Below are 18194 nucleotides of genomic sequence, written 5' to 3' on the forward strand. Positions count from 1 at the left end.
TTCTTTCCCGCCCCGCATTTTCCCGCCCCGCATTTTCCCGCCAATGACCGACGACGCGCTCGCCACCCTGTTCCACCCCTTCGAGGCCGGGCATCTGCCGCCGCCCGGGGCCGCGCGCGGCTGGCTCGCCTTCGGCATGCCGGCCGGCCTTGCCGTGCCGGCGGACTTTGCCGCGCCGCTCGCCGTGGCGCAGGCCGACCGGGCGCGCTTCCTGGCGCTGACGGCCGCCGGCTTCGCGGCGACGCCGGTCGCCGAGGGCGAGGGCTATGGCGGCGCGCTCGTCCATCTCGGCCGCCATCGCGCCGAGAACGAGGCGTGGCTCGCCGAGGCGCTGGCGCGGGTCGTGCCGGGCGGCACGATCGTCGCCGCCGGCCACAAGCGCGACGGCGCGGCGAGCCTGGCGCGCCGGCTGGCCGCGCTCGGCGCGCTCGAGGGCCGGCTTTCCAAGCATCACGGCGTCGTCTTCTGGCTCGCCCGGCCCGAGCGGCTCGACGCGGAGGCGCTGGCCGCCTGGCGCGGCCCGCCGGCGAAGCCGGTCGACGGCCGCTTCGAGACCGCGCCGGGCGGCTTCTCGCACGACCGCGCCGATGCCGGCTCGCGCCTGCTCGCCGCGCACCTGCCGGACGACCTGTCGGGCCGGCTCGCCGATTTCGGCGCCGGCTGGGGCTATCTGTCCGTCGCGCTGGCCGAGCGCGCGGGGCAGGGCGCGCGCATCGACCTCTACGAGACCCATCACGGCGCGCTCGAGGCGGCGCGCCGCAACATGGCGGCGCTGGCGCCGCAGGCGGTCTGCCGCTTCTTCTGGCACGACCTGCTCGGCGAGCCGGTGACGGCGCGCTACGACGCGATCGTCATGAACCCGCCCTTCCATCGCGGCCGCGCGGCCGAGCCGGAGATCGGCCGGGCGATGATCCGTGTCGCCGCGGCTGCGCTGGCGCCGGGCGGCCGGCTGCTGCTGGTCGCCAACCGGCAGCTCGCCTACGAGGAGACGCTGGCGCGCTGCCTGGCCGCGCACGGCACGCTCGCCGAGGCCGACGGCTTCAAGGTGCTGTGGGGGCGGGCGCGCGGCTGAGGCCGGCCGTCGGCCGGAAGCCCTTGCCGGCGCTCAGTTGTAGCCGTTCGCCACGCGGCGCTGGTCCGGCGCCTCGATCGCCAGCGGGCCGGGCCGGCCGTAGAAGAAGCCCTGAACGGCCTCGCAGCCGGCCGCCTTGAGCAGCGTCGCCTGCGCCTCGGTCTCGACGCCTTCGGCGATCGTGTGCACGCCGAGCGCGCGCGACAGGCCGACGATGGTCGACACGACCGCGCCGGTGCCGCTGTCGGACTCGATGCGCTTGATGAAGGAGCGGTCGATCTTCAGCTTCTTGAACGAGAAGTCGATCAGGTAGCTGAGGTTGGAGTAGCCGGTGCCGAAATCGTCGACGGCGACCGAGATGCCCATCTCGGACAGCTCGCGCAGGATGGCCGCGGCGCGCTCGCGGTCCTGCATCATCGCCGTTTCGGTGACCTCGAGCTCCAGCCGCTGCGGCCTTATGCCGGTGTCGGCCAGCACCCGGCGCACCTGGGCGACGAAGTCGCGCGTCATGAACTGCACCGGCGAGATGTTGACGGCGACGGAGCAGTCGTCGGGGATCAGCCGCGCATCGTGGCAGGCGCGGCGCAGCGCCCACTCGCCGATCGGGTTGATCATGCCGGTTTCCTCGGCGATCGGGATGAACTCCATCGGCGGGATCGTGCCGCGCTCGGGATGGTGCCAGCGGATCAGCGCCTCGTAGCCGGTGATGCGGCCGCTGGTGAGCTCGTGCTGCGGCTGGTAGTGCAGGTCGAAGTCGCCGCGCTCGAAGGCGCTGCCGAGCTCGGATTCGATCCACTGGCGGTATTCGGCGACCCGCCCCATCTCGCCCTGATAGACGGCCCAGTTGCCGATGCCGCCGGCCCGCGCGTGCTGGATGGCGAGGTTGGAGCGGCGCAGCAGCACCACCGGGTCGAGCCCGTCCTTGGGCAGCGCCACCACGCCGACCGACAGGTTGACCGACTGCATGTGGCTCGACAGCGGATAGGGCTCCGACAGCTTCGCGATCAGCCCGTCGAGGATGTCCTCCAGCGGCGGCCCGTCCGGCCGGTCCGGCAGGAGCACCGCGAACTCGCCGGCGCCGATGCGGCCGATGGCGGTGTCGGCCTCGAGCAGCGAGCGCAGCCGCTCGGAGAAGGCGCGGATCAGCTCGTCGCCGAGGCTGTAGCCGATGGCGTCGTTGATCTGCTTGAAGCGGTCGATGTCGATGTCGACCAGGAACACCGGCTTGCCGGTGCGCTCGGTCTGGCAGGCGGCCTCGGCCACCCTGCCGATCATCGCGACGCGGGCGCTGAGCCCGGTCAGCTTGTCGACCTGCGTCTCGTTGAACACGTAGCTCGCCGATTCGTCGACGCCGGCGAAGAAGGACAGTGCCGCGCCGGCCGCCGCCAGCGCGCACAGCGAGGCGATGACGCCGCCGATCACCCCGGCCGGCAGCCCCGCGATGTCGCCGCCGAAGCCGAACTGCAGACCCCACAGGCCGAGCGTGAAGCTGCCGAGACCGGCGGCCGCAATGGTGATCAGTCGGAACGCGCGACTGCGCGAGGGGTGGGTGCTTGCCTGCATTCGGTCAGTCCTCGTCGGTCCGCTTATAGCGGCAATCCCCTTAAAAACCGTTTCCCGGGATCGCTCGCATTTTAGCCGCGCAAGGGGCGTCCTGCCGGCGCCGCATCATTCGGCGGGCGGGCGTCGCGCCGGCCCGCGCCGGCCCTGCCGGGTGGCGGCGAGGCGCGCCGGCAGGTCGGCGATGGAGCCGAGCAGCATGTCGGCCAGCGGCGCGAGCGTCTCGCGCGTGCCGGTGCCGCTCAGCACCGCGACGTTGAGCCCGACGCCGGCGGCCCGCCCGGCGACGAGGTCGTGGCGGTTGTCGCCGACCATGGCGATCTGCGCCGGGTGCAGCGCCAGCGCGTCGGCGAAGGCGAGCACCGCATCGGCCGCCGGCTTGGGGTTGGCCACCGAATCGTAGCCCAGCACGACGTCGAACATCTGCGCCACGCCGAGCGCCAGCAGCGTGCGCTCCGCGCCGTCGGTCGAATCGTTGGTCGCCACGCCGAGCGCGAAGCCCGCCTCGCGCAGCGCGGCGAGCGCGTCGTGCATGCCGGCCAGCGGCACCGCTTCCCTGGCGCCGGCCTCCGCGGTGACGTGGTCGAAATGGCGGATGCGCTCGCGCTGCGCGGCCGGCGCGAGGTCGCCGTGCCACAGCGCGACGATGTCGGCGTTGGTGCCCGCCGCGATCGCCGAGCCGGGGCGAAAGACGCCGCGCGCCGCGTCGTAGCCGGCCTGCGCCATCAGTGCGTCGGCGCGCGCCTCGTCGCCATCGGCCGATTCCAGCGCCAGCCGCCGGCTGACGCCGTACCAGGTGCGGTTGAAGTCGATCAGCGTCCCGTCCTTGTCGAACAGGATCGCCTTGATGGCGGCCGCGCTCACGCGCCGCCCGCCCGCAGCCGCCGCAGATGGCCGACGAGCCCGACCGTCGAACCGTCGTGCCCGGCGGCGTCCTCTCCCTCCGCCACGACCGGCAGCAGCCCGGTCGCCAGCTCCTTGCCGAGCTCGACGCCCCACTGGTCGAACGGGTTGATGCCGTAGAGGCAGGCCTCGACGAAGACGCGGTGCTCGTAGAGCGCGATCAGCCGGCCGAGCGCGAAGGGGTCGAGCCGGCGGTGGACGATCGTCAGCGACGGCCGGTCGCCGGGGAAGGCGCGGTGCGGCGCCAGCGCCGCGGCCGCCTCGTGGTCCATGCCGCGGGCCACGAGCTGCGCGCGCGCGGCCGCCTCGCTGCGGCCGGTCATCAGCGCCTCGGCCTGCGCCAGGCAGTTGGCGACCAGGAGGTCGTGGTGACGGGCGAGCGCCGGCTCGTGGCCCTCGGCCGCAACGATGAACTCGACCGGGATTACGTCGGTCCCCTGGTGCAGGAGCTGGAAGAAGGCGTGCTGGCCGTTGGTGCCGGGCTCGCCCCACACCAGCGGCCCGGTCGGCGTGGCGACCGGCCGGCCGTCGCGGGTGACCCGCTTGCCGTTCGATTCCATGTCGAGCTGCTGCAGATAGGCCGGCAGCCGCGCCAGCCGCTGGTCGTAGGGGATCACCGCGCGCGCCGGATAGCCGCACACGACGCGGTGCCAGAAGCCGGTCAGGCCGAGCAGCACCGGCAGGTTCTGCGCCATCGGCGCGTCGCGGAAGTGCCGGTCCATGGCGTGCGCGCCGTCGAGCAGGCGGCCGAAGGCCTCGGCGCCGACGGCGATCATCAGCGGCAGGCCGACGGCCGACCACAGCGAGTAGCGCCCGCCGACCCAGTCCCAGAAGCCGAACACGCGCTCTTGCGCGATGCCGAAGGCGGCGACCTTGTCGCGCGCGGTCGACACGGCGGCGAAATGCGCCGTCACCGCGGCCGCCCCCAGGTGCTCGGCGATCCAGTCGCGCGCGGTCGCAGCGTTGGTCATCGTCTCGACCGTGGTGAAGGTCTTCGAGGCGACGACGAAGAGCGTCGTGCGCGGATCGAGCCCGCGCAGCGTGTCGGCGATGTGGGCGCCGTCGACATTGGAGACGTAGTGCAGCCGCGGGCCGTCGTGATACGGCGCCAGCGCCAGCGTCGCCATGGCCGGCCCGAGATCGGAGCCGCCGATGCCGATGTTGACGACGTCGGTGAAGGCGGCGCCGGTGGCGCCGCGCGCCTCGCCGGCGCGCACCGCCGCCGCGAACGCCGCCATCGCGGCCAGCACGGCATGCACCTCGGGCACCACGTCGCGGCCGTCGAGCGTCACCGTGGCATCGGCCGGCTGGCGCAGCGCGGTGTGCAGCGCGGCGCGGTTTTCCGTCGTGTTGACGCGCGCACCGGAAAACAGCGCCGCGCGCATGCCGGCGAGCCCGGCCGCCTCGGCGAGCGCGTGCAGAAGCGCGAGCGTGTCCGCGCCGAGCGCGCATTTCGACACGTCGAGCAGCAGGTCGTCGAGTTGCAGCGACAGCCGCGCGAAGCGCTGCGGATCGGCCGCGAAGGCATCGGCGATGCGCGCCGCGCGCGTCGCCGCGCGATGCGCGCGCAGCGCCGTCAGCGCGTCGGCATAGGCTTGTTCGGTCACGCCGTTCTCCCGTCGGCGAATCGGTCGGCGCGGCGAGCTTAGTGCATGTTGCCGCCATGTGGCATCACCTGGCGCGGCATGGCGGCGGCGAGGCCGATCGGACGGCTCGTGGCCCCGCGCGGGTGCGGCTGCGCGCGGTCGGCATGGCGGCGCCGGGAACCGTCGTTCGTGTGGAATAACCGATTGGACCAGACTTGCTGAATGCCGGACGCGACGTTAGGCTCGCCACACTCAGGAGTTGCCGCATGCCGCCCCGTTCCGATACCGCCTTGTGGTCCGGCCTTTTCCGGATCTCCCCCGATTCCGGCCAGACCCTTCAGGCGCAGATCCGCCAGGCGATCGTCGCCGCCATTCTCGACCGGCAGATCGCCGCCTCGATGCCGCTTCCCTCCTGCCGTGTGCTGGCGGAGAAGCTGGGCGTGGCGCGCGGCACCGTGGTGCTGGCCTTCCAGCAGCTCGTCGACCAGGGCTTCTTGATCGCGCGCGAGCGCCGCGGCCATTTCGTCAACCCCGAGGTGCTGGCCGCGCCGCCGGAGCCGCCGGCGCGGCCGGCGGCCGCGACCGGCGGCATCGACTGGAAGGCGCGGCGCCGCGTGACGCCCGGCGACATGCCGGAGGCGCCCAAGCACGAGGGCTGGATCAAGGCCGCCTATCCCTTCGTCTACGGCCAGTTCGACCCGGCGCTGTTTCCCACCGCCGAGTGGCGCGAATGCAACCGCATGGCGCTCGCGGTCTTGGAGATCCGCAACTGGGCGGCCGACATGGTCGACCGCGACGACCCGCTGCTGATCGAGCAGATCCAGGCGCGGCTGCTGCCGCGGCGCGGCATCTTCGCCAATCCCGACGAGATCATGGTCACGCTCGGCGCGCAGAACGCGCTCTACATGCTGGCCACGCTGCTGATGGGCCGCGGCACCAGGGTGGCGATGGAGGACCCCGGCTATCCCGACGCCCGCTCGCTGTTCCGCCTCGCCGGCGCGCAGGTGGTGCCGGTGCCGGTCGACGGCGACGGCATCGACCCGGCGGCGATCCCGCGCGACTGCGGTTTCGTCTTCACCACGCCGAGCCATCATTGCCCGACCATGGTGCCGCTGGCGGCGGAGCGGCGCGAGGCGCTGCTGGCCGATGCCGAGCGCCACGACCGCATCGTCATCGAGGACGACTACGACAGCCAGCTCGCCGGCGAGACGCCGCAGGCCGCGCTCAAGGGCCTCGACGGCTCCGGCCGGGTGATCTACCTCGGCTCGATGTCGAAGACGCTGGCGCCCGGCCTGCGGCTCGGCTACGTCGTCGCCCCGGCCGAGCTGATCGCCGAGCTGCGGGCACTGCGCCGCTTCGTGCTGCGCCATCCGCCGGCCAACAACCAGCGCACCATCGGCCTGTTCCTGTCGCTCGGCCACCACGACGCGCTGGTGCGGCGGCTTTCGGCCGCCTTCGAGGAGCGCCGCCAGCGGCTCGCCGAGGCGTGCTGCGCCTTCCTGCCCGAGTGGCGCGCCCTCGACGTGGCCGGCGGCACCTCGCTGTGGCTGCAGGGGCCGCCCGGCACCGACGCCGCGGCGATCGCCCGCGCGGCGGAGGCGCGCGGCGTGCTGGTGGAGCCGGGCGGCCGCTTCTTCGACGGCGGCCGGCACAACCCGTCGCGCTTCCTGCGCCTCGGCATCTCGTCGATCGGCCTGCAGCATATCGAGCCCGGCATCCGCGAGCTCGCCGCCGCCGCCGAACGGCAGCTCGCCGCGGCCTGAGGCGCGGGAACCTTTCGCCCCTCGTCCGGTTCTTCCCGCATGAGCCGGACATCCGAGCCCGTCGAGATCCTGCCGCCGGAGATGGCCGCGGACGCCGAGCGCGCGGCGCTGCTCGAGCGCATCGGGATGCTGGAGCGCGCCCTCGACCGCCAGTTCTCGATCGCCGGCTTCCGCTTCGGCTGGGACTCCCTGGTCGGCCTCGTGCCGGTGGTCGGCGACACGCTGACGACCGGCCTGTCGGCCTGGATCATCTGGCAGGCGCACCGGGCCGGCGCGCCGGGCCACGTCAAGGCGCGCATGGTCGCCAACACCGGCGTCGACTACCTGATCGGCCTGGTGCCGCTGGTCGGCGATGTCGGCGACGCCTTCTTCAAGGCCAACACGCGAAACGTGCGCCTGCTGCGCCGCCATCTGGAGGCCGAGAGGACGCGGGCCGCGCGCGGCGCCGGCGGGGTGCCGCGCGGCTGACCGCCGGGGCCCGGGCCGGCCGCCCGGCCGCGCGGCGATGGACAAGCCGCGGAGCGTGCGCTACCCCGTGCCTCGAGCATGCTGCAGCCGGGTGGCGCCACCCGGCCTCGCAGCCATGCGGCGAGATCAATCAGAGACCGTGCTGTCGCCTGCGGACCGCGTCACGCTCGTCGGCATCACGGTCTTGCCCGACAGAACCGGAGGAAGGCATGTCGATGATCGTGGAAGGTGAGGAGCGCATCGAGGCGCCGGTCGATACCGTTTGGCGGGCGCTCAACGATCCCGACGTGCTGCGCGACTGCATTCCCGGCTGCGAGACGCTGGAGAAGACGTCCGACACCGAGTTCGCCGCCACCGTCTCGCTCAAGATCGGCCCGATCAAGGCGCGCTTCAACGGCGAGGTCGAGCTGCAGAACCTCAACCCGCCGCACTCCTACACCATCGTCGGCGAGGGCAAGGGCGGCGTCGCCGGCTTCGCCAAGGGCGGCGCCGACGTGGCGCTCGCCGAGGACGGCCCCGACGCGACGCTGCTCAGCTACAAGGCCAAGGCCGACGTCGGCGGCAAGATGGCGCAGCTCGGCAGCCGGCTCATCCAGTCGACCTCGAAGAAGCTCGCCGGCCAGTTCTTCTCCAACCTCAACGCGCGCATCACCAGCGGCGAGGAGAAGGCCGAGGCCTGAAGGCGCGGCGACCGGCCTGCGGCCGTTTACCGCCGCGGCCGGCCGGTGAAGACGGCCTTGCGCTTTTCCAGGAAGGCCGAGACGCCCTCCTTGTAGTCGTCGGAGCGGCCGGCCTCGCGCTGCAGCGCGCGTTCGAGGTCGAGCTGCGCGTCGAGGTCGTTGGCCGCGGCCGCCTGGATCGCCTGCTTGATGAGTCCGTAGGCGTGCGTCGGTCCGCTCGCCAGGCGCTCGGCGAGCGCCGTCGCCTCGGTCATCAGCGCGGCGTCGTCGACGGCGCGCCAGATCAGCCCCCAGTCGGCCGCCTGCTCGGCGCCGATCGGCTCGCCGGTCAGCGCCAGCGCCTTGGCGCGCGCCTCGCCGAGATGGCGCGTCAGCCACCAGGTGCCGCCCGAATCCGGCACCAGCGCGATCTTGGCGAAGGCCTGGATGAAGCTCGCCGAGCGCGCCGCCAGCACGATGTCGCAGGCCAGCGCGATGTTGGCGCCGGCGCCGGCGGCCACGCCGTTGACCGCGCACACCACCGGCTTGTCGAGGGCGCGCAGGAACCGCACCAGCGGGTTGTAGTAGGTCTGCAGCGTGTGGCCGAGGTCGGGCTCGTCGCCCATCATCGCGGGATCGCGGTCGCCGAGGTCCTGGCCGGCGCAGAAGCCGCGGCCGGCCCCCGTCAAGAGCACGGCGCGGCAGGTGGCGTCGGCCGCGCAGTCCTTCAGCGCCGCCATCAGCGCCTCGTGCTGCGCGACGTTGAAGGCGTTGAGCCGCCCGGGCCGGTTGAGCGTGACGAGCGCATAGCCCTCGCGCCGCTCGTGAAGCACCGGAGGTGCGGCGTCGTCGTCGGCCATGCGTGTCTCCCTGTCGCCGGATCGTCGCGCGGCATGTTACACGCCGCGGCCGGACGATCAATGCGCGGTAACGCTTGGCCGGCGGCCGCTACTCGAAGACGATCGAGGGCTGCCGGCTCGCCGGCTTGAGCTCGGCCAGCCGGTCGCGGATGCGCGCGGCGATCTCGCGGTAGACCTTGGCCTGGGCGCTGTCGGGCGCGGCGGCGACGACCGGCGTGCCGGCGTCGGAGGCCTCGCGCACGTCCATCGTCAGCGGCACCTCGCCGAGGAACGGCACGCCGAGCCGCGCCGCCTCGCGCTGCGCCCCGCCATGGCCGAAGATGTCGTAGCGCTTGCCCGTGTCGGGCGCCAGGAAGTAGCTCATGTTCTCGACGATGCCGAGGATCGGCACGTCGACGCGGTTGAACATGTTGAGGCCCTTGCGCGCGTCGATCAGCGCCAGGTCCTGCGGCGTCGACACGATGACGGCGCCGGCCAGCGGCACCTGCTGGGCCATGGTGAGCTGCGCGTCGCCGGTGCCCGGCGGCATGTCGACCACCAGCACGTCGAGCGCGCCCCAGTCGACCTCGCGCAGCATCTGGTTGAGCGCCGAGATGACCATCGGCCCGCGCCAGATCATCGGCGTCTCCTCCTCGACGAGGAAGCCGATCGACATGGCGATCACGCCGTGCGCCCGCATCGGCTTGAGAACGCGGCCGTCGGCGCTTTCCGGCCGGCCCGACACCCCAAGCAGGCGCGGCATCGACGGGCCGTAGATGTCGGCGTCGAGGATGCCGACCTTGAGGCCGAGCGCGCTGAGGCCGAGCGCGATGTTGACGGCCGTCGTCGACTTGCCGACGCCGCCCTTGCCGCTCGCCACCGCGATGATCGCCTCGACGCCGGGCACGCCGCGCTTGCCCTGCGGCGGCTGCCGTGCGGCCTGTCCGCCCTGCGGCCGCGCCGGGGCCGGCCGCGCCTGCGGCTGCGGCTGCGGTTGCGGCCGCGGCTGGCTGCCGCCGGCGCCGGCCGCCTTCTCCGCCGTCAGCGCGACCACCGCGCCGGTGACGCCGGGCAGCGCGCGCACCGCCTCCTCGGCCGCCGTGCGCAGCGGCTCGAGCTCCTGCGCGCGGGCCGCCGGAACGGTGATCGAGAAGAACACCTTGCCGTCGGCGATGAAGATCTCCGACACCAGGCCGCCGGTGACGATGTCGCCCCGGCCGTCCGGCCCCTTCACCTGCTTGAGCCGCTCGACGACGGCCTCCTTGCTCACCTCGGGCATGGTTGCGGCTCGCTTTTCGTTCGCGTTGCACTGGCCGTGACATAATCGCTCGCGGCCGCCCGACCAAGAGGGCAGCGCCCGCGCCGCCGCCCCGCCCCTTGCCAGACGCGGCGAATTCCGGGACGCTTGCCGTCCCGCAACCCGTTCCCCGGCCCGATGATCGAAAAGCTGGAAGTCTTCATCGCGCTCGCCAAGGCGCAGCATTTCGGCAAGGCCGCCGCCGAGCTCGGCATCACGCAGCCGACGCTGTCGGCCGCCGTCAAGCAGCTCGAGGACCAGCTCGGCGTCATGCTGGTGCAGCGCGGCTCGCGCTTCCAGGGGCTGACGCCGGAGGGGCAGCGCGTGCTGGAATGGGCGCGCCGCATCGTCGCCGACACGCGCACCATGCGCGCGGAGATGCGCGCCGCCCGGCGCGGGCTTGCCGGCCATGTGCGCATCGCCGCCATTCCGACCGCGCTCGCCATGGTGCCGCGGCTCACCACGCCGTTCCGCGACAAGCATCCCGACGTCACCTTCTCGGTGCTGTCGCGCACCTCGATCGAGGTCTTGGCGCTGCTGGAGAACCTCGAGATCGACGTCGGCGTGACCTATCTCGACAACGAGCCGCTCGGCCGCGTCTCCGCCGTGCCGCTCTATTCGGAGCGCTACCAGCTCATCACAGCGGCGGGAAACCGCTACTCCGAGCGCGAGACGGTGACCTGGGCGGAGGTCGCCGACCTGCCGCTGTGCCTGCTCACGCCGGACATGCAGAACCGGCGCATCATCAACCAGCATCTGCAGGAGGCCGGCGCGCGGGTGACGCCGACGCTGGAATCGAACTCGATGATCCTGCTGTTCTCGCACATCCGCACCGGCAAGTGGGCCTCCATCATGCCGCTCAACCTGGCCGAGACGCTGGGCTTCGCCGAGCCGATCCGCGCCATTCCGATCGTCGAGCCCGACGCCAGCCACCTGGTCGGCGTGGTCGCCGCGCTGCGCGAGCCGCACACGCCGCTCGTCTCCGCGTTGCTCTACGAGGCGCGCCGCGTGGCCGACCAGCTCGACGGCGTTCGATAGAAATTTTCTATCGAGCGACGGATATGCTATATTGATGTGGTGCCGGCTTTTCCTGCATGCCTCCACGATGCGTTCGGTCAGGGAGGGCGCGCAACGATGCAGCAGGCAACCACAGACGTCATGGCGACGGCGCGCACGATCGCCGAGCGCTGGAAGGGCGCGGAAGGTCCGCTTCTGCCGATCCTCAACGCGCTGCAGGCCGAACTCGGCCACGTGCCGCGCGAGACGCTGCCGGTCATTGCCGAGACGCTCAACCTGACGCGCGCCGAGGTCTACGGCGTCGTTTCCTTCTATCACGACTACCGCGAGCACCCGCCGGGCCGGCACGTGCTGAAGCTGTGCCGCGCCGAGGCCTGCCAGGCGATGGGCGGCGACGCCGTGGCCGAGCGGCTGGCCGCGCGGCTCGGCGCCGGCTTCCACGAGACGGCGGCCGACGGCTCGGTGACGGTCGAGCCCGTCTACTGCCTCGGCCTGTGCGCCTGCGCGCCCTCGGCCATGCTCGACGGCCGCGTGATCGGCCGCCTCGACGAGGCCGCCATCGAAGAGATCGCCGCGGAGGTGCAGCGATGACCGTCACCGTCTACGTGCCGCGCGACTCCGGCGCCAAGGCGCTCGGCGCCGACCGGGTGGCCGACGCGATCGGCGCGGAGATCGCCCGGCGCGGCGTCGACGCGCGCGTCGTGCGCAACGGCTCGCGCGGGCTCTACTGGCTGGAGCCGATGGTCGAGGTGCAGACGGCGAACGGCCGCGTCGCCTACGGCCCGGTGCGGCCGGCCGACGTCGCCTCGCTGTTCGACTGCGGCTTTCTCGCCGGCGACCAGCACCGGCTGTGGCTCGGGCGCGCCGAGGCGATCCCGTTCCTGCAGCGTCAGACGCGGCTCACCTTCGCGCGCTGCGGCATCACCGATCCCGTCTCGCTGGCCGACTACCGGGCGCATGGCGGCCTGCGCGGCCTGCAAGCCGCGCTCGCCATGACGGCCGAGGAGATCGTCGCCACGGTCACCGAATCGGGCCTGCGCGGGCGCGGCGGCGCCGGCTTCCCGACCGGCATCAAGTGGAACACGGTGCGCGAGACGCCCGGCGCGCAGAAATACATCGTCTGCAACGCCGACGAGGGCGATTCGGGCACCTTCTCCGACCGCATGATCATGGAGGGCGATCCCTTCGTGCTCATCGAGGGCATGGCGATCGCCGGCCTGGCGACCGGTGCCACCAAGGGCTACGTCTATCTGCGCTCCGAATATCCCGACGCCGCGGTCATCCTCGACGAGGCGATGGCGGCGGCGCGCGCGGCCGGCGTGCTCGGTCCCGACATCCTCGGCTCCGGCCGCGCCTTCGACATGGAGGTGCGCATCGGCGCCGGCGCCTATGTCTGCGGCGAGGAGACGGCGCTGCTCGATTCGCTGGAGGGCAAGCGCGGCCAGGTGCGCGCCAAGCCGCCGCTGCCGGCCCACAAGGGACTGTTCGGCCGTCCGACGGTGGTCAACAACGTGATCTCGCTCGCCTCCGTGCCGATCATCCTCGACCGCGGCGCCGCCTTCTACCGCGATTTCGGCATGGGCCGCTCGCGCGGCACCATCCCGATCCAGCTCGCCGGCAACGTGCGTCATGGCGGCCTGTTCGAGGCCGCCTTCGGCATGACGCTGGGCGAACTGGTCGACGACATCGGCGGCGGCACGGCGAGCGGCCGGCCGGTCAAGGCGGTGCAGGTGGGCGGTCCGCTCGGCGCCTATTTCCCGCCCGCCCTGTTCGACACGCCGTTCGACTACGAGGCGTTCGCGGCGAAGGACGGGCTGATCGGCCATGCCGGCATCGTGGTGTTCGACGACACCGCCGACATGCTCAAGCAGGCGCGCTTCGCCTTCGAGTTCTGTGCGGTGGAATCGTGCGGCAAGTGCACGCCCTGCCGGCTCGGCTCGGTGCGCGGGGTCGAGCTGCTCGACCGGCTGGCGGCGGACGTGACGCCGCAGCGCCAGCTCGAGACCGTCACCGACCTGTGCGAGACGATGAAGTTCGGCTCGCTGTGCGCGCTCGGCGGCTTCACGCCCTATCCGGTGATGAGCGCGCTGACGCATTTTCCCGACGATTTCCGCCCGCGCGCCGTGCCGCAGGCGGCTGAGTGAGGGCCGCGACGGCGGACCCGTGAACGCGACCGACAGGACGGGATGAGGACGATGAGCTTCGTGACCGAGATCGACTACGGCACCCCGGCGGCGGCCTCCGACAAGACCGTGACGCTGACCATCGACGGCGCCGCCGTCACCGTGCCGGAGGGCACCTCGGTGATGCGCGCCGCCCGCGAGGCCGGCATCGCCGTGCCCAAGCTGTGCGCCAGCGACATGGTCGACGCCTTCGGCTCGTGCCGGCTGTGCCTGGTGGAGATCGAGGGGCGCAACGGCACGCCCGCCTCCTGCACCACGCCGGCGGCCGACGGCATGGTGGTCAGCACCCGGACGCCGCGCCTCGGCAATCTGCGCCGCGGCGTCATGGAGCTCTACATGTCGGACCATCCGGCCGACTGTCCGGCCTGCGCGATGGGCGACTGCGCGATGGCCGGCATGGCCGCCGGGGTGGGGCTCGCCGAGGACCGCTACGGCGAGAACGGCGTCAACCACGTGGCGCCGGAGGTGGCCGGCGGCCTCAACCCGCACCACCTGCCGCAGGACCTGTCGAACCCCTATTTCGCCTACGATCCGGCGCAGTGCATCGTGTGCTCGCTGTGCGTGCGCGCCTGCGCCGACGTGCAGGGCACCTTCGCGCTGACCATCGAGGGGCGCGGCTTCGATTCGCGCGTGTCGGCCGGCATGCACGAGGACTTCCTCGGCTCGGAATGCGTGTCGTGCGGCGCCTGCGTGCAGGCCTGCCCGACCGGCGCGCTGCAGGAGAAGTCGGTGCAGGCGCTCGGCATGCCGGAAAGCTCCGTCGTCACGACCTGCGCCTATTGCGGCGTCGGCTGCTCCTTCAAGGCGGAAATGAAGGGCGAGGAGGTCGTGCGCATGGTGCCCTACAAGGGCGGCAAGGCCAATCGCGGCCACTCCTGTGTCAAGGGCCGCTTCGCCTACGGCTATGCCAGCCACCCCGACCGCATCCTCAACCCGATGGTGCGCGAGACGATCGACGAGCCGTGGCGCGAGGTCTCCTGGGAGGAGGCCTATGCGCATGTCGCCGAGCGCTTCCGCGCCATCCAGCAGGCGCACGGCCGCGGTGCCGTCGGCGGCATCACCTCCTCGCGCTGCACCAACGAGGAGACCTATCTCGTCCAGAAGCTGGTGCGCCAGGGCTTCGGCAACAACAATGTCGACACCTGCGCGCGCGTCTGCCACTCGCCGACCGGCTACGGCCTGAAGACCACCTTCGGCACCTCGGCCGGCACGCAGGACTTCGATTCGGTCGAGGCGGCCGACGTCGTCATGGTGATCGGCGCCAACCCGACCGACGGCCATCCGGTGTTCGCCTCGCGGCTCAAGAAGCGGCTGCGCGCCGGCGCCAGGCTGATCGTGCTCGACCCGCGCCGCATCGACCTGGTGCGCACGCCGCATGTCGAGGCGGCCTACCATCTGCCGCTCAAGCCCGGCACCAACGTCGCCGTGCTGACGGCGATGGCGCATGTCATCGTCGCCGAGGGCCTGCAGGACGAGGCCTTCGTGCGCGAGCGCTGCGATCTCGACGAGTTCGCCGACTGGGCCGAGTTCGTTCTGGCGCCGGAAAACAGCCCCGAGGCGGTCGAAGCGGTGTCCGGCGTGCCGGCCGCGCTGATCCGCGGCGCCGCGCGGCTCTATGCCACCGGCGGCAACGCGGCGGTCTATTACGGCCTCGGCGTCACCGAGCACAGCCAGGGCTCGACCACGGTGATGGCGATCGCCAATCTGGCGATGGCGACCGGCAACATCGGCCGGCCGGGCGTCGGCGTGAACCCGCTGCGCGGCCAGAACAACGTGCAGGGCTCCTGCGACATGGGCTCCTTCCCGCACGAACTGCCGGGCTACCGCCACGTCTCCGACGAGGCGACGCGGCACGTCTTCGGCGCGCTGTGGGGCGTGACCATCGACGACGAGCCGGGGCTGCGCATCCCCAACATGCTCGACGCCGCGCTCGAGGGCTCCTTCAAGGGCCTCTACGTGCAGGGCGAGGACATCCTGCAGTCCGACCCCAACACCCATCACGTGGCCGCCGGCCTGGCGGCGATGGACTGCGTCGTCGTGCACGACCTGTTCCTCAACGAGACGGCGAACTACGCGCACGTCTTCCTGCCCGGCTCGACCTTCCTGGAGAAGGACGGCACCTTCACCAATGCCGAGCGGCGCATCAACCGCGTGCGCAAGGTGATGGAGCCGAGGAACGGCTATGCCGACTGGGAGGTCACCCAGGAGCTCGCCCGCGCGCTCGGCCTCGACTGGGCCTACACGCATCCCTCCGAGATCATGGCCGAGATCGCCGCCACCACGCCGACCTTCGCCGGCGTCTCCTATCCGGTGCTCGAGGCGGCCGGCTCGGTGCAGTGGCCGTGCAACGAGGCGGCGCCGACGGGCACGCCGGTCATGCATGTTGACGGCTTCGTGCGCGGCCGCGGCAAGTTCGTGCGCACCGCCTATGTCGCCACCGACGAGAAGACCGGGCCGCGCTTCCCGCTGCTGCTGACCACCGGGCGCACCCTGTCGCAGTACAATGTCGGCGCGCAGACGCGGCGCACCGCCAATGTGGTGTGGCACGAGGAGGACCTTCTGGAGATCCACCCGCACGACGCCGAGCAGCGCGGCATCCGCGACGGCGACTGGGTCAAGCTGGCCAGCCGCGCCGGGGCGACGACGCTGCGCGCGACGATCACGGAGCGCGTCGCGCCGGGCGTCGTCTACACCACCTTCCACCATCCCGAGACGCAGGCCAACGTGGTCACCACCGAGTTCTCCGACTGGGCGACCAACTGTCCGGAATACAAGGTCACGGCGGTGCAGGTGAGCCCCTCCAACGGGCCGACCGGCTGGCAGGAGGAGTACGAGGCACAGGCGCGCCGCAGCCGCCGCATCGCGCCGCTCGAGGCGGCGGAGTAGGCTATGTCGCGGCGGGATACCCCCCTTCGGGGCGCTTTGCGATGAGGGAGCCGCTCGCCTCGACGGTGCGCATCGCGCGCCGCGCCGGCGGCCTGACGGCCGATCCGCGCCGCGTGCCGGAGGAGGTGCCGGTCGCCTTCTCCGTCTCCGGCACCACCCATGCGGTGATGATGGCGAGCCCGGCCGACCTGGAGGATTTCGCCGTCGGCTTCTGCCTGACCGAGGGCATCGCCGGCTCGGCCGCCGATGTCGAGGCGGTCGAGACGGTCGACCTCGGCGAGGGCGTCGAGCTGCGCCTGACGCTCGCCGCGCCGGCCGCGCGCGCCTTCGAGGCGCGTCGCCGGCGGCTCGCCGGACCGGTCGGCTGCGGCCTGTGCGGCATCGAATCGATCGAGGAGGCGCTGCGCGGCGTGCGCGACGTGGCCGACAACCGGCTGGCGCTCGACGCCGCCGGCGTGGTGCGCGCGGTGCGCGCGCTCGCCGAGCGGCAGCCGCTGCACCGCGCCACCGGGGCGGTGCATGCCGCCGGCTTCTACCGGCCGGGCGAGGGGCTCGTCGCCGCGCGCGAGGACGTCGGCCGCCACAACGCGCTCGACAAGCTGGCCGGCGCGCTCGCCCGCGGCGGCCAGGACGGCGCCGGCGGTGCGGTGGTGGTGACGAGCCGCGTCTCCGTCGAGATGGTGCAGAAGGCGGCCGCCATCGGCGCGCCGATCGTCGTCGCCGTCTCCGCCCCCACCGCGCTCGCCCTGCGCACCGCCGAGGCCGCCGGCATGACGCTGGTGGCGCTGGTGCGCGGCGAGGAGTTCGACATCTTCACCCGCCCCGAACGCATCGATCCGGGAGCCGACCGCCATGTCGCATGACGCCTCCGCCCACGCCACCCGCAGCGGCGACGAGAAGCTGGCCTACATGGCCAACCAGATCGCCACCTTCTTCGAGGCCATGCCGCGCGACGAGGCGGTCGACGGCATCGCCGACCACATCAACAAGTTCTGGGAGCCGCGCATGCGCCGCCACCTGTTCGCGCTGATCGAGGCCGGCGGCGCCGGCCTCAGGCCGCAGGTGGTCGAGGCCGCCGCGCAGATCCGCCGGCCGGCGCCGGCCGGCTGACCGGCGCCGGCCGCCTCAGCAGGGACCCCGGTAGAGCACGCGATAGCTCGCCGCCTGCGCGTCGCAGGAGCTGGAGAAGGTGCGCGTGTCGTTGCCGCGCCTGGCGCACACCGGCCCGTACTCCTGCGTGCAGACCTGCGGCGGCCGGCCCGACGTGCCGGGCGGGTTCGACGCGCCGGGCGGATTCGAGGCGCCGGGCGGTGCGCTGCCGGGCGGCGGGTTCGGCTGCGCGGGCGGGCGCGGGCCGCCGGGCCGGCTGCATTCGCCGCGGTAGAGGATGCGGTAATCGTTGGCGCGCGCGTAGCAGGCGTTGGTGAAGGTGCGCGTGTCGCCGCCGCGCCTGGCGCACACCGGCGCATACTCCTGCGTGCAGACCTGCGGCCCGGGCCGCGGCCGCGGCGGCGGATCGTCGACCACCACGGTGCAGCCGGCGGCCGCCATGATGCCGGCCAGGGCCGCCAGGCCCAGGCCCCGAAGGTGCGGCATTGCCATCGTCGTCTTGCCCCTCTCTCGCTGTCGGCGGCGGCCGGTGTCGCCGCCGCGTGCCCCCCGCGCATCGCCCCCCGAAAAACCAGCCGGTTTCGCAACGGCGCGATGCGTGTCGCGGCAGCCTACAGCGTCCGTCGTGCGGCCGGAAGGTTCTTCTCGCGACGCGCCGCGGACGCCGTGCTGCCTATCGCTGCACCGCAGATCGGCGCCGACGGGCCGTTGCGGCGCGTTGCCGACGGCGAACCGCTTGCCGCTTCGCCGGGAACCGATCTATAGCGTTTCCAGGCGAAGTGGAAACCGGTTCGCCGTTCGGAAACGCGTGAAAACAATGAGTTAGAGCCGATCTGCGATTCCGTGAAACG

At 72.6% G+C, this 18194-nt stretch carries 17 protein-coding genes; 10 read left to right on the forward strand and 7 right to left on the reverse strand.

Annotated elements, in window-relative coordinates:
* Positions 1 to 43 precede the first annotated feature (43 nt).
* Positions 44 to 1072: a class I SAM-dependent methyltransferase gene (locus N1F89_RS17530; RefSeq protein ID WP_290085672.1), complete on the forward strand. Its 1029-nt coding sequence runs from the start codon at positions 44 to 46 to the stop codon at positions 1070 to 1072.
* A gap of 33 nt (positions 1073 to 1105) precedes the next feature.
* Here N1F89_RS17530 and N1F89_RS17535 read toward each other — a convergent pair whose 3' ends face one another.
* From N1F89_RS17535 to pgi, 3 genes are all read right to left on the reverse strand, one after another.
* Entirely contained in the window at positions 1106 to 2635 is a 1530-nt protein-coding gene (locus N1F89_RS17535; RefSeq protein ID WP_290085673.1) for a bifunctional diguanylate cyclase/phosphodiesterase, read from the reverse strand.
* 105 nt (positions 2636 to 2740) lie between these two features.
* Positions 2741 to 3496, reverse strand: coding sequence for an HAD family hydrolase (locus N1F89_RS17540; protein WP_290085674.1), 756 nt, complete (start codon positions 3494 to 3496; stop codon positions 2741 to 2743).
* Entirely contained in the window at positions 3493 to 5142 is a 1650-nt protein-coding gene (gene pgi, locus N1F89_RS17545; protein WP_290085675.1) for a glucose-6-phosphate isomerase, read from the reverse strand. The genes N1F89_RS17540 and pgi overlap by 4 nt, the downstream gene beginning before the upstream one ends.
* A gap of 245 nt (positions 5143 to 5387) precedes the next feature.
* Between pgi and N1F89_RS17550 the strand changes: the two genes are divergently transcribed.
* The 3 genes from N1F89_RS17550 (at position 5388) to N1F89_RS17560 (ending at position 8032) form a co-directional block, all read left to right on the forward strand.
* Positions 5388 to 6884 (forward strand): PLP-dependent aminotransferase family protein, encoded by a 1497-nt coding sequence (locus N1F89_RS17550; RefSeq protein WP_290085676.1) that lies wholly within the window; start codon positions 5388 to 5390, stop codon positions 6882 to 6884.
* A 39-nt stretch (positions 6885 to 6923) separates the two neighbouring features.
* Positions 6924 to 7352 carry a DUF4112 domain-containing protein gene (locus N1F89_RS17555; RefSeq protein ID WP_290085677.1) on the forward strand — a complete coding sequence of 143 codons (429 nt, stop codon included), beginning with the start codon at positions 6924 to 6926 and terminating at the stop codon, positions 7350 to 7352.
* Between the two features lie 209 nt (positions 7353 to 7561).
* Positions 7562 to 8032: a carbon monoxide dehydrogenase subunit G gene (locus N1F89_RS17560; RefSeq protein WP_290085678.1), complete on the forward strand. Its 471-nt coding sequence runs from the start codon at positions 7562 to 7564 to the stop codon at positions 8030 to 8032.
* A gap of 26 nt (positions 8033 to 8058) precedes the next feature.
* Here N1F89_RS17560 and paaG read toward each other — a convergent pair whose 3' ends face one another.
* The gene (paaG, locus tag N1F89_RS17565; protein WP_290085679.1) at positions 8059 to 8871 is read right to left on the reverse strand and encodes a 2-(1,2-epoxy-1,2-dihydrophenyl)acetyl-CoA isomerase PaaG; all 813 of its coding nucleotides are present in this window, start codon (positions 8869 to 8871) and stop codon (positions 8059 to 8061) included.
* Positions 8872 to 8959: 88 nt separating this feature from the next.
* Positions 8960 to 10129 (reverse strand): Mrp/NBP35 family ATP-binding protein, encoded by a 1170-nt coding sequence (locus N1F89_RS17570; RefSeq protein WP_290085680.1) that lies wholly within the window; start codon positions 10127 to 10129, stop codon positions 8960 to 8962.
* Positions 10130 to 10285: 156 nt separating this feature from the next.
* Between N1F89_RS17570 and N1F89_RS17575 the strand changes: the two genes are divergently transcribed.
* From N1F89_RS17575 to N1F89_RS17600, 6 genes are all read left to right on the forward strand, one after another.
* Positions 10286 to 11185, forward strand: coding sequence for a LysR family transcriptional regulator (locus N1F89_RS17575; protein ID WP_290085682.1), 900 nt, complete (start codon positions 10286 to 10288; stop codon positions 11183 to 11185).
* 96 nt (positions 11186 to 11281) lie between these two features.
* On the forward strand, positions 11282 to 11755 hold the full coding sequence (locus N1F89_RS17580; protein WP_290085685.1) for a formate dehydrogenase subunit gamma: 474 nt from the start codon (positions 11282 to 11284) through the stop codon (positions 11753 to 11755).
* Positions 11752 to 13308 carry an NADH-quinone oxidoreductase subunit NuoF gene (locus tag N1F89_RS17585; RefSeq protein WP_290085687.1) on the forward strand — a complete coding sequence of 519 codons (1557 nt, stop codon included), beginning with the start codon at positions 11752 to 11754 and terminating at the stop codon, positions 13306 to 13308. The genes N1F89_RS17580 and N1F89_RS17585 overlap by 4 nt, the downstream gene beginning before the upstream one ends.
* Positions 13309 to 13359: 51 nt before the next feature.
* Positions 13360 to 16233: a formate dehydrogenase subunit alpha gene (gene fdhF / locus N1F89_RS17590; RefSeq protein ID WP_290085689.1), complete on the forward strand. Its 2874-nt coding sequence runs from the start codon at positions 13360 to 13362 to the stop codon at positions 16231 to 16233.
* Positions 16234 to 16274: 41 nt separating this feature from the next.
* A complete protein-coding gene (gene fdhD, locus N1F89_RS17595) occupies positions 16275 to 17096 on the forward strand; it encodes a formate dehydrogenase accessory sulfurtransferase FdhD (RefSeq protein ID WP_290085691.1) in 822 nt (273 codons plus the stop codon).
* Positions 17086 to 17343 carry a formate dehydrogenase subunit delta gene (locus tag N1F89_RS17600; RefSeq protein ID WP_290085693.1) on the forward strand — a complete coding sequence of 86 codons (258 nt, stop codon included), beginning with the start codon at positions 17086 to 17088 and terminating at the stop codon, positions 17341 to 17343. Before fdhD ends, N1F89_RS17600 begins: the two co-directional genes overlap by 11 nt.
* Before the next feature lie 15 nt (positions 17344 to 17358).
* Here N1F89_RS17600 and N1F89_RS17605 read toward each other — a convergent pair whose 3' ends face one another.
* Positions 17359 to 17829 carry a Kazal-type serine protease inhibitor domain-containing protein gene (locus tag N1F89_RS17605; protein WP_290085696.1) on the reverse strand — a complete coding sequence of 157 codons (471 nt, stop codon included), beginning with the start codon at positions 17827 to 17829 and terminating at the stop codon, positions 17359 to 17361.
* Between the two features lie 125 nt (positions 17830 to 17954).
* A partial coding sequence (locus tag N1F89_RS17610; RefSeq protein ID WP_290085699.1) for a hypothetical protein occupies positions 17955 to 18194 on the reverse strand: 240 nt, incomplete at its 5' end.

The sequence above is a fragment of the Aquibium sp. A9E412 genome (assembly GCF_030398335.1).
Classification (GTDB): domain Bacteria; phylum Pseudomonadota; class Alphaproteobacteria; order Rhizobiales; family Rhizobiaceae; genus A9E412.

Bases quoted from the DNA above. Each gene is read 5' to 3' on its own strand.
- N1F89_RS17570 (WP_290085680.1), bottom strand. From the start codon at position 10,129: ATGCCCGAGGTGAGCAAGGAGGCCGTCGTCGAGCGGCTCAAGCAGGTG.
- N1F89_RS17535 (WP_290085673.1), bottom strand. From the start codon at position 2,635: ATGCAGGCAAGCACCCACCCCTCGCGCAGTCGCGCGTTCCGACTGATC.
- paaG (WP_290085679.1), bottom strand. From the start codon at position 8,871: ATGGCCGACGACGACGCCGCACCTCCGGTGCTTCACGAGCGGCGCGAG.
- N1F89_RS17575 (WP_290085682.1), top strand. From the start codon at position 10,286: ATGATCGAAAAGCTGGAAGTCTTCATCGCGCTCGCCAAGGCGCAGCAT.
- N1F89_RS17600 (WP_290085693.1), top strand. From the start codon at position 17,086: ATGTCGCATGACGCCTCCGCCCACGCCACCCGCAGCGGCGACGAGAAG.
- N1F89_RS17550 (WP_290085676.1), top strand. From the start codon at position 5,388: ATGCCGCCCCGTTCCGATACCGCCTTGTGGTCCGGCCTTTTCCGGATC.
- N1F89_RS17560 (WP_290085678.1), top strand. From the start codon at position 7,562: ATGTCGATGATCGTGGAAGGTGAGGAGCGCATCGAGGCGCCGGTCGAT.
- fdhD (WP_290085691.1), top strand. From the start codon at position 16,275: ATGAGGGAGCCGCTCGCCTCGACGGTGCGCATCGCGCGCCGCGCCGGC.
- N1F89_RS17605 (WP_290085696.1), bottom strand. From the start codon at position 17,829: ATGCCGCACCTTCGGGGCCTGGGCCTGGCGGCCCTGGCCGGCATCATG.
- N1F89_RS17585 (WP_290085687.1), top strand. From the start codon at position 11,752: ATGACCGTCACCGTCTACGTGCCGCGCGACTCCGGCGCCAAGGCGCTC.
- N1F89_RS17580 (WP_290085685.1), top strand. From the start codon at position 11,282: ATGCAGCAGGCAACCACAGACGTCATGGCGACGGCGCGCACGATCGCC.
- N1F89_RS17555 (WP_290085677.1), top strand. From the start codon at position 6,924: ATGAGCCGGACATCCGAGCCCGTCGAGATCCTGCCGCCGGAGATGGCC.
- N1F89_RS17530 (WP_290085672.1), top strand. From the start codon at position 44: ATGACCGACGACGCGCTCGCCACCCTGTTCCACCCCTTCGAGGCCGGG.
- fdhF (WP_290085689.1), top strand. From the start codon at position 13,360: ATGAGCTTCGTGACCGAGATCGACTACGGCACCCCGGCGGCGGCCTCC.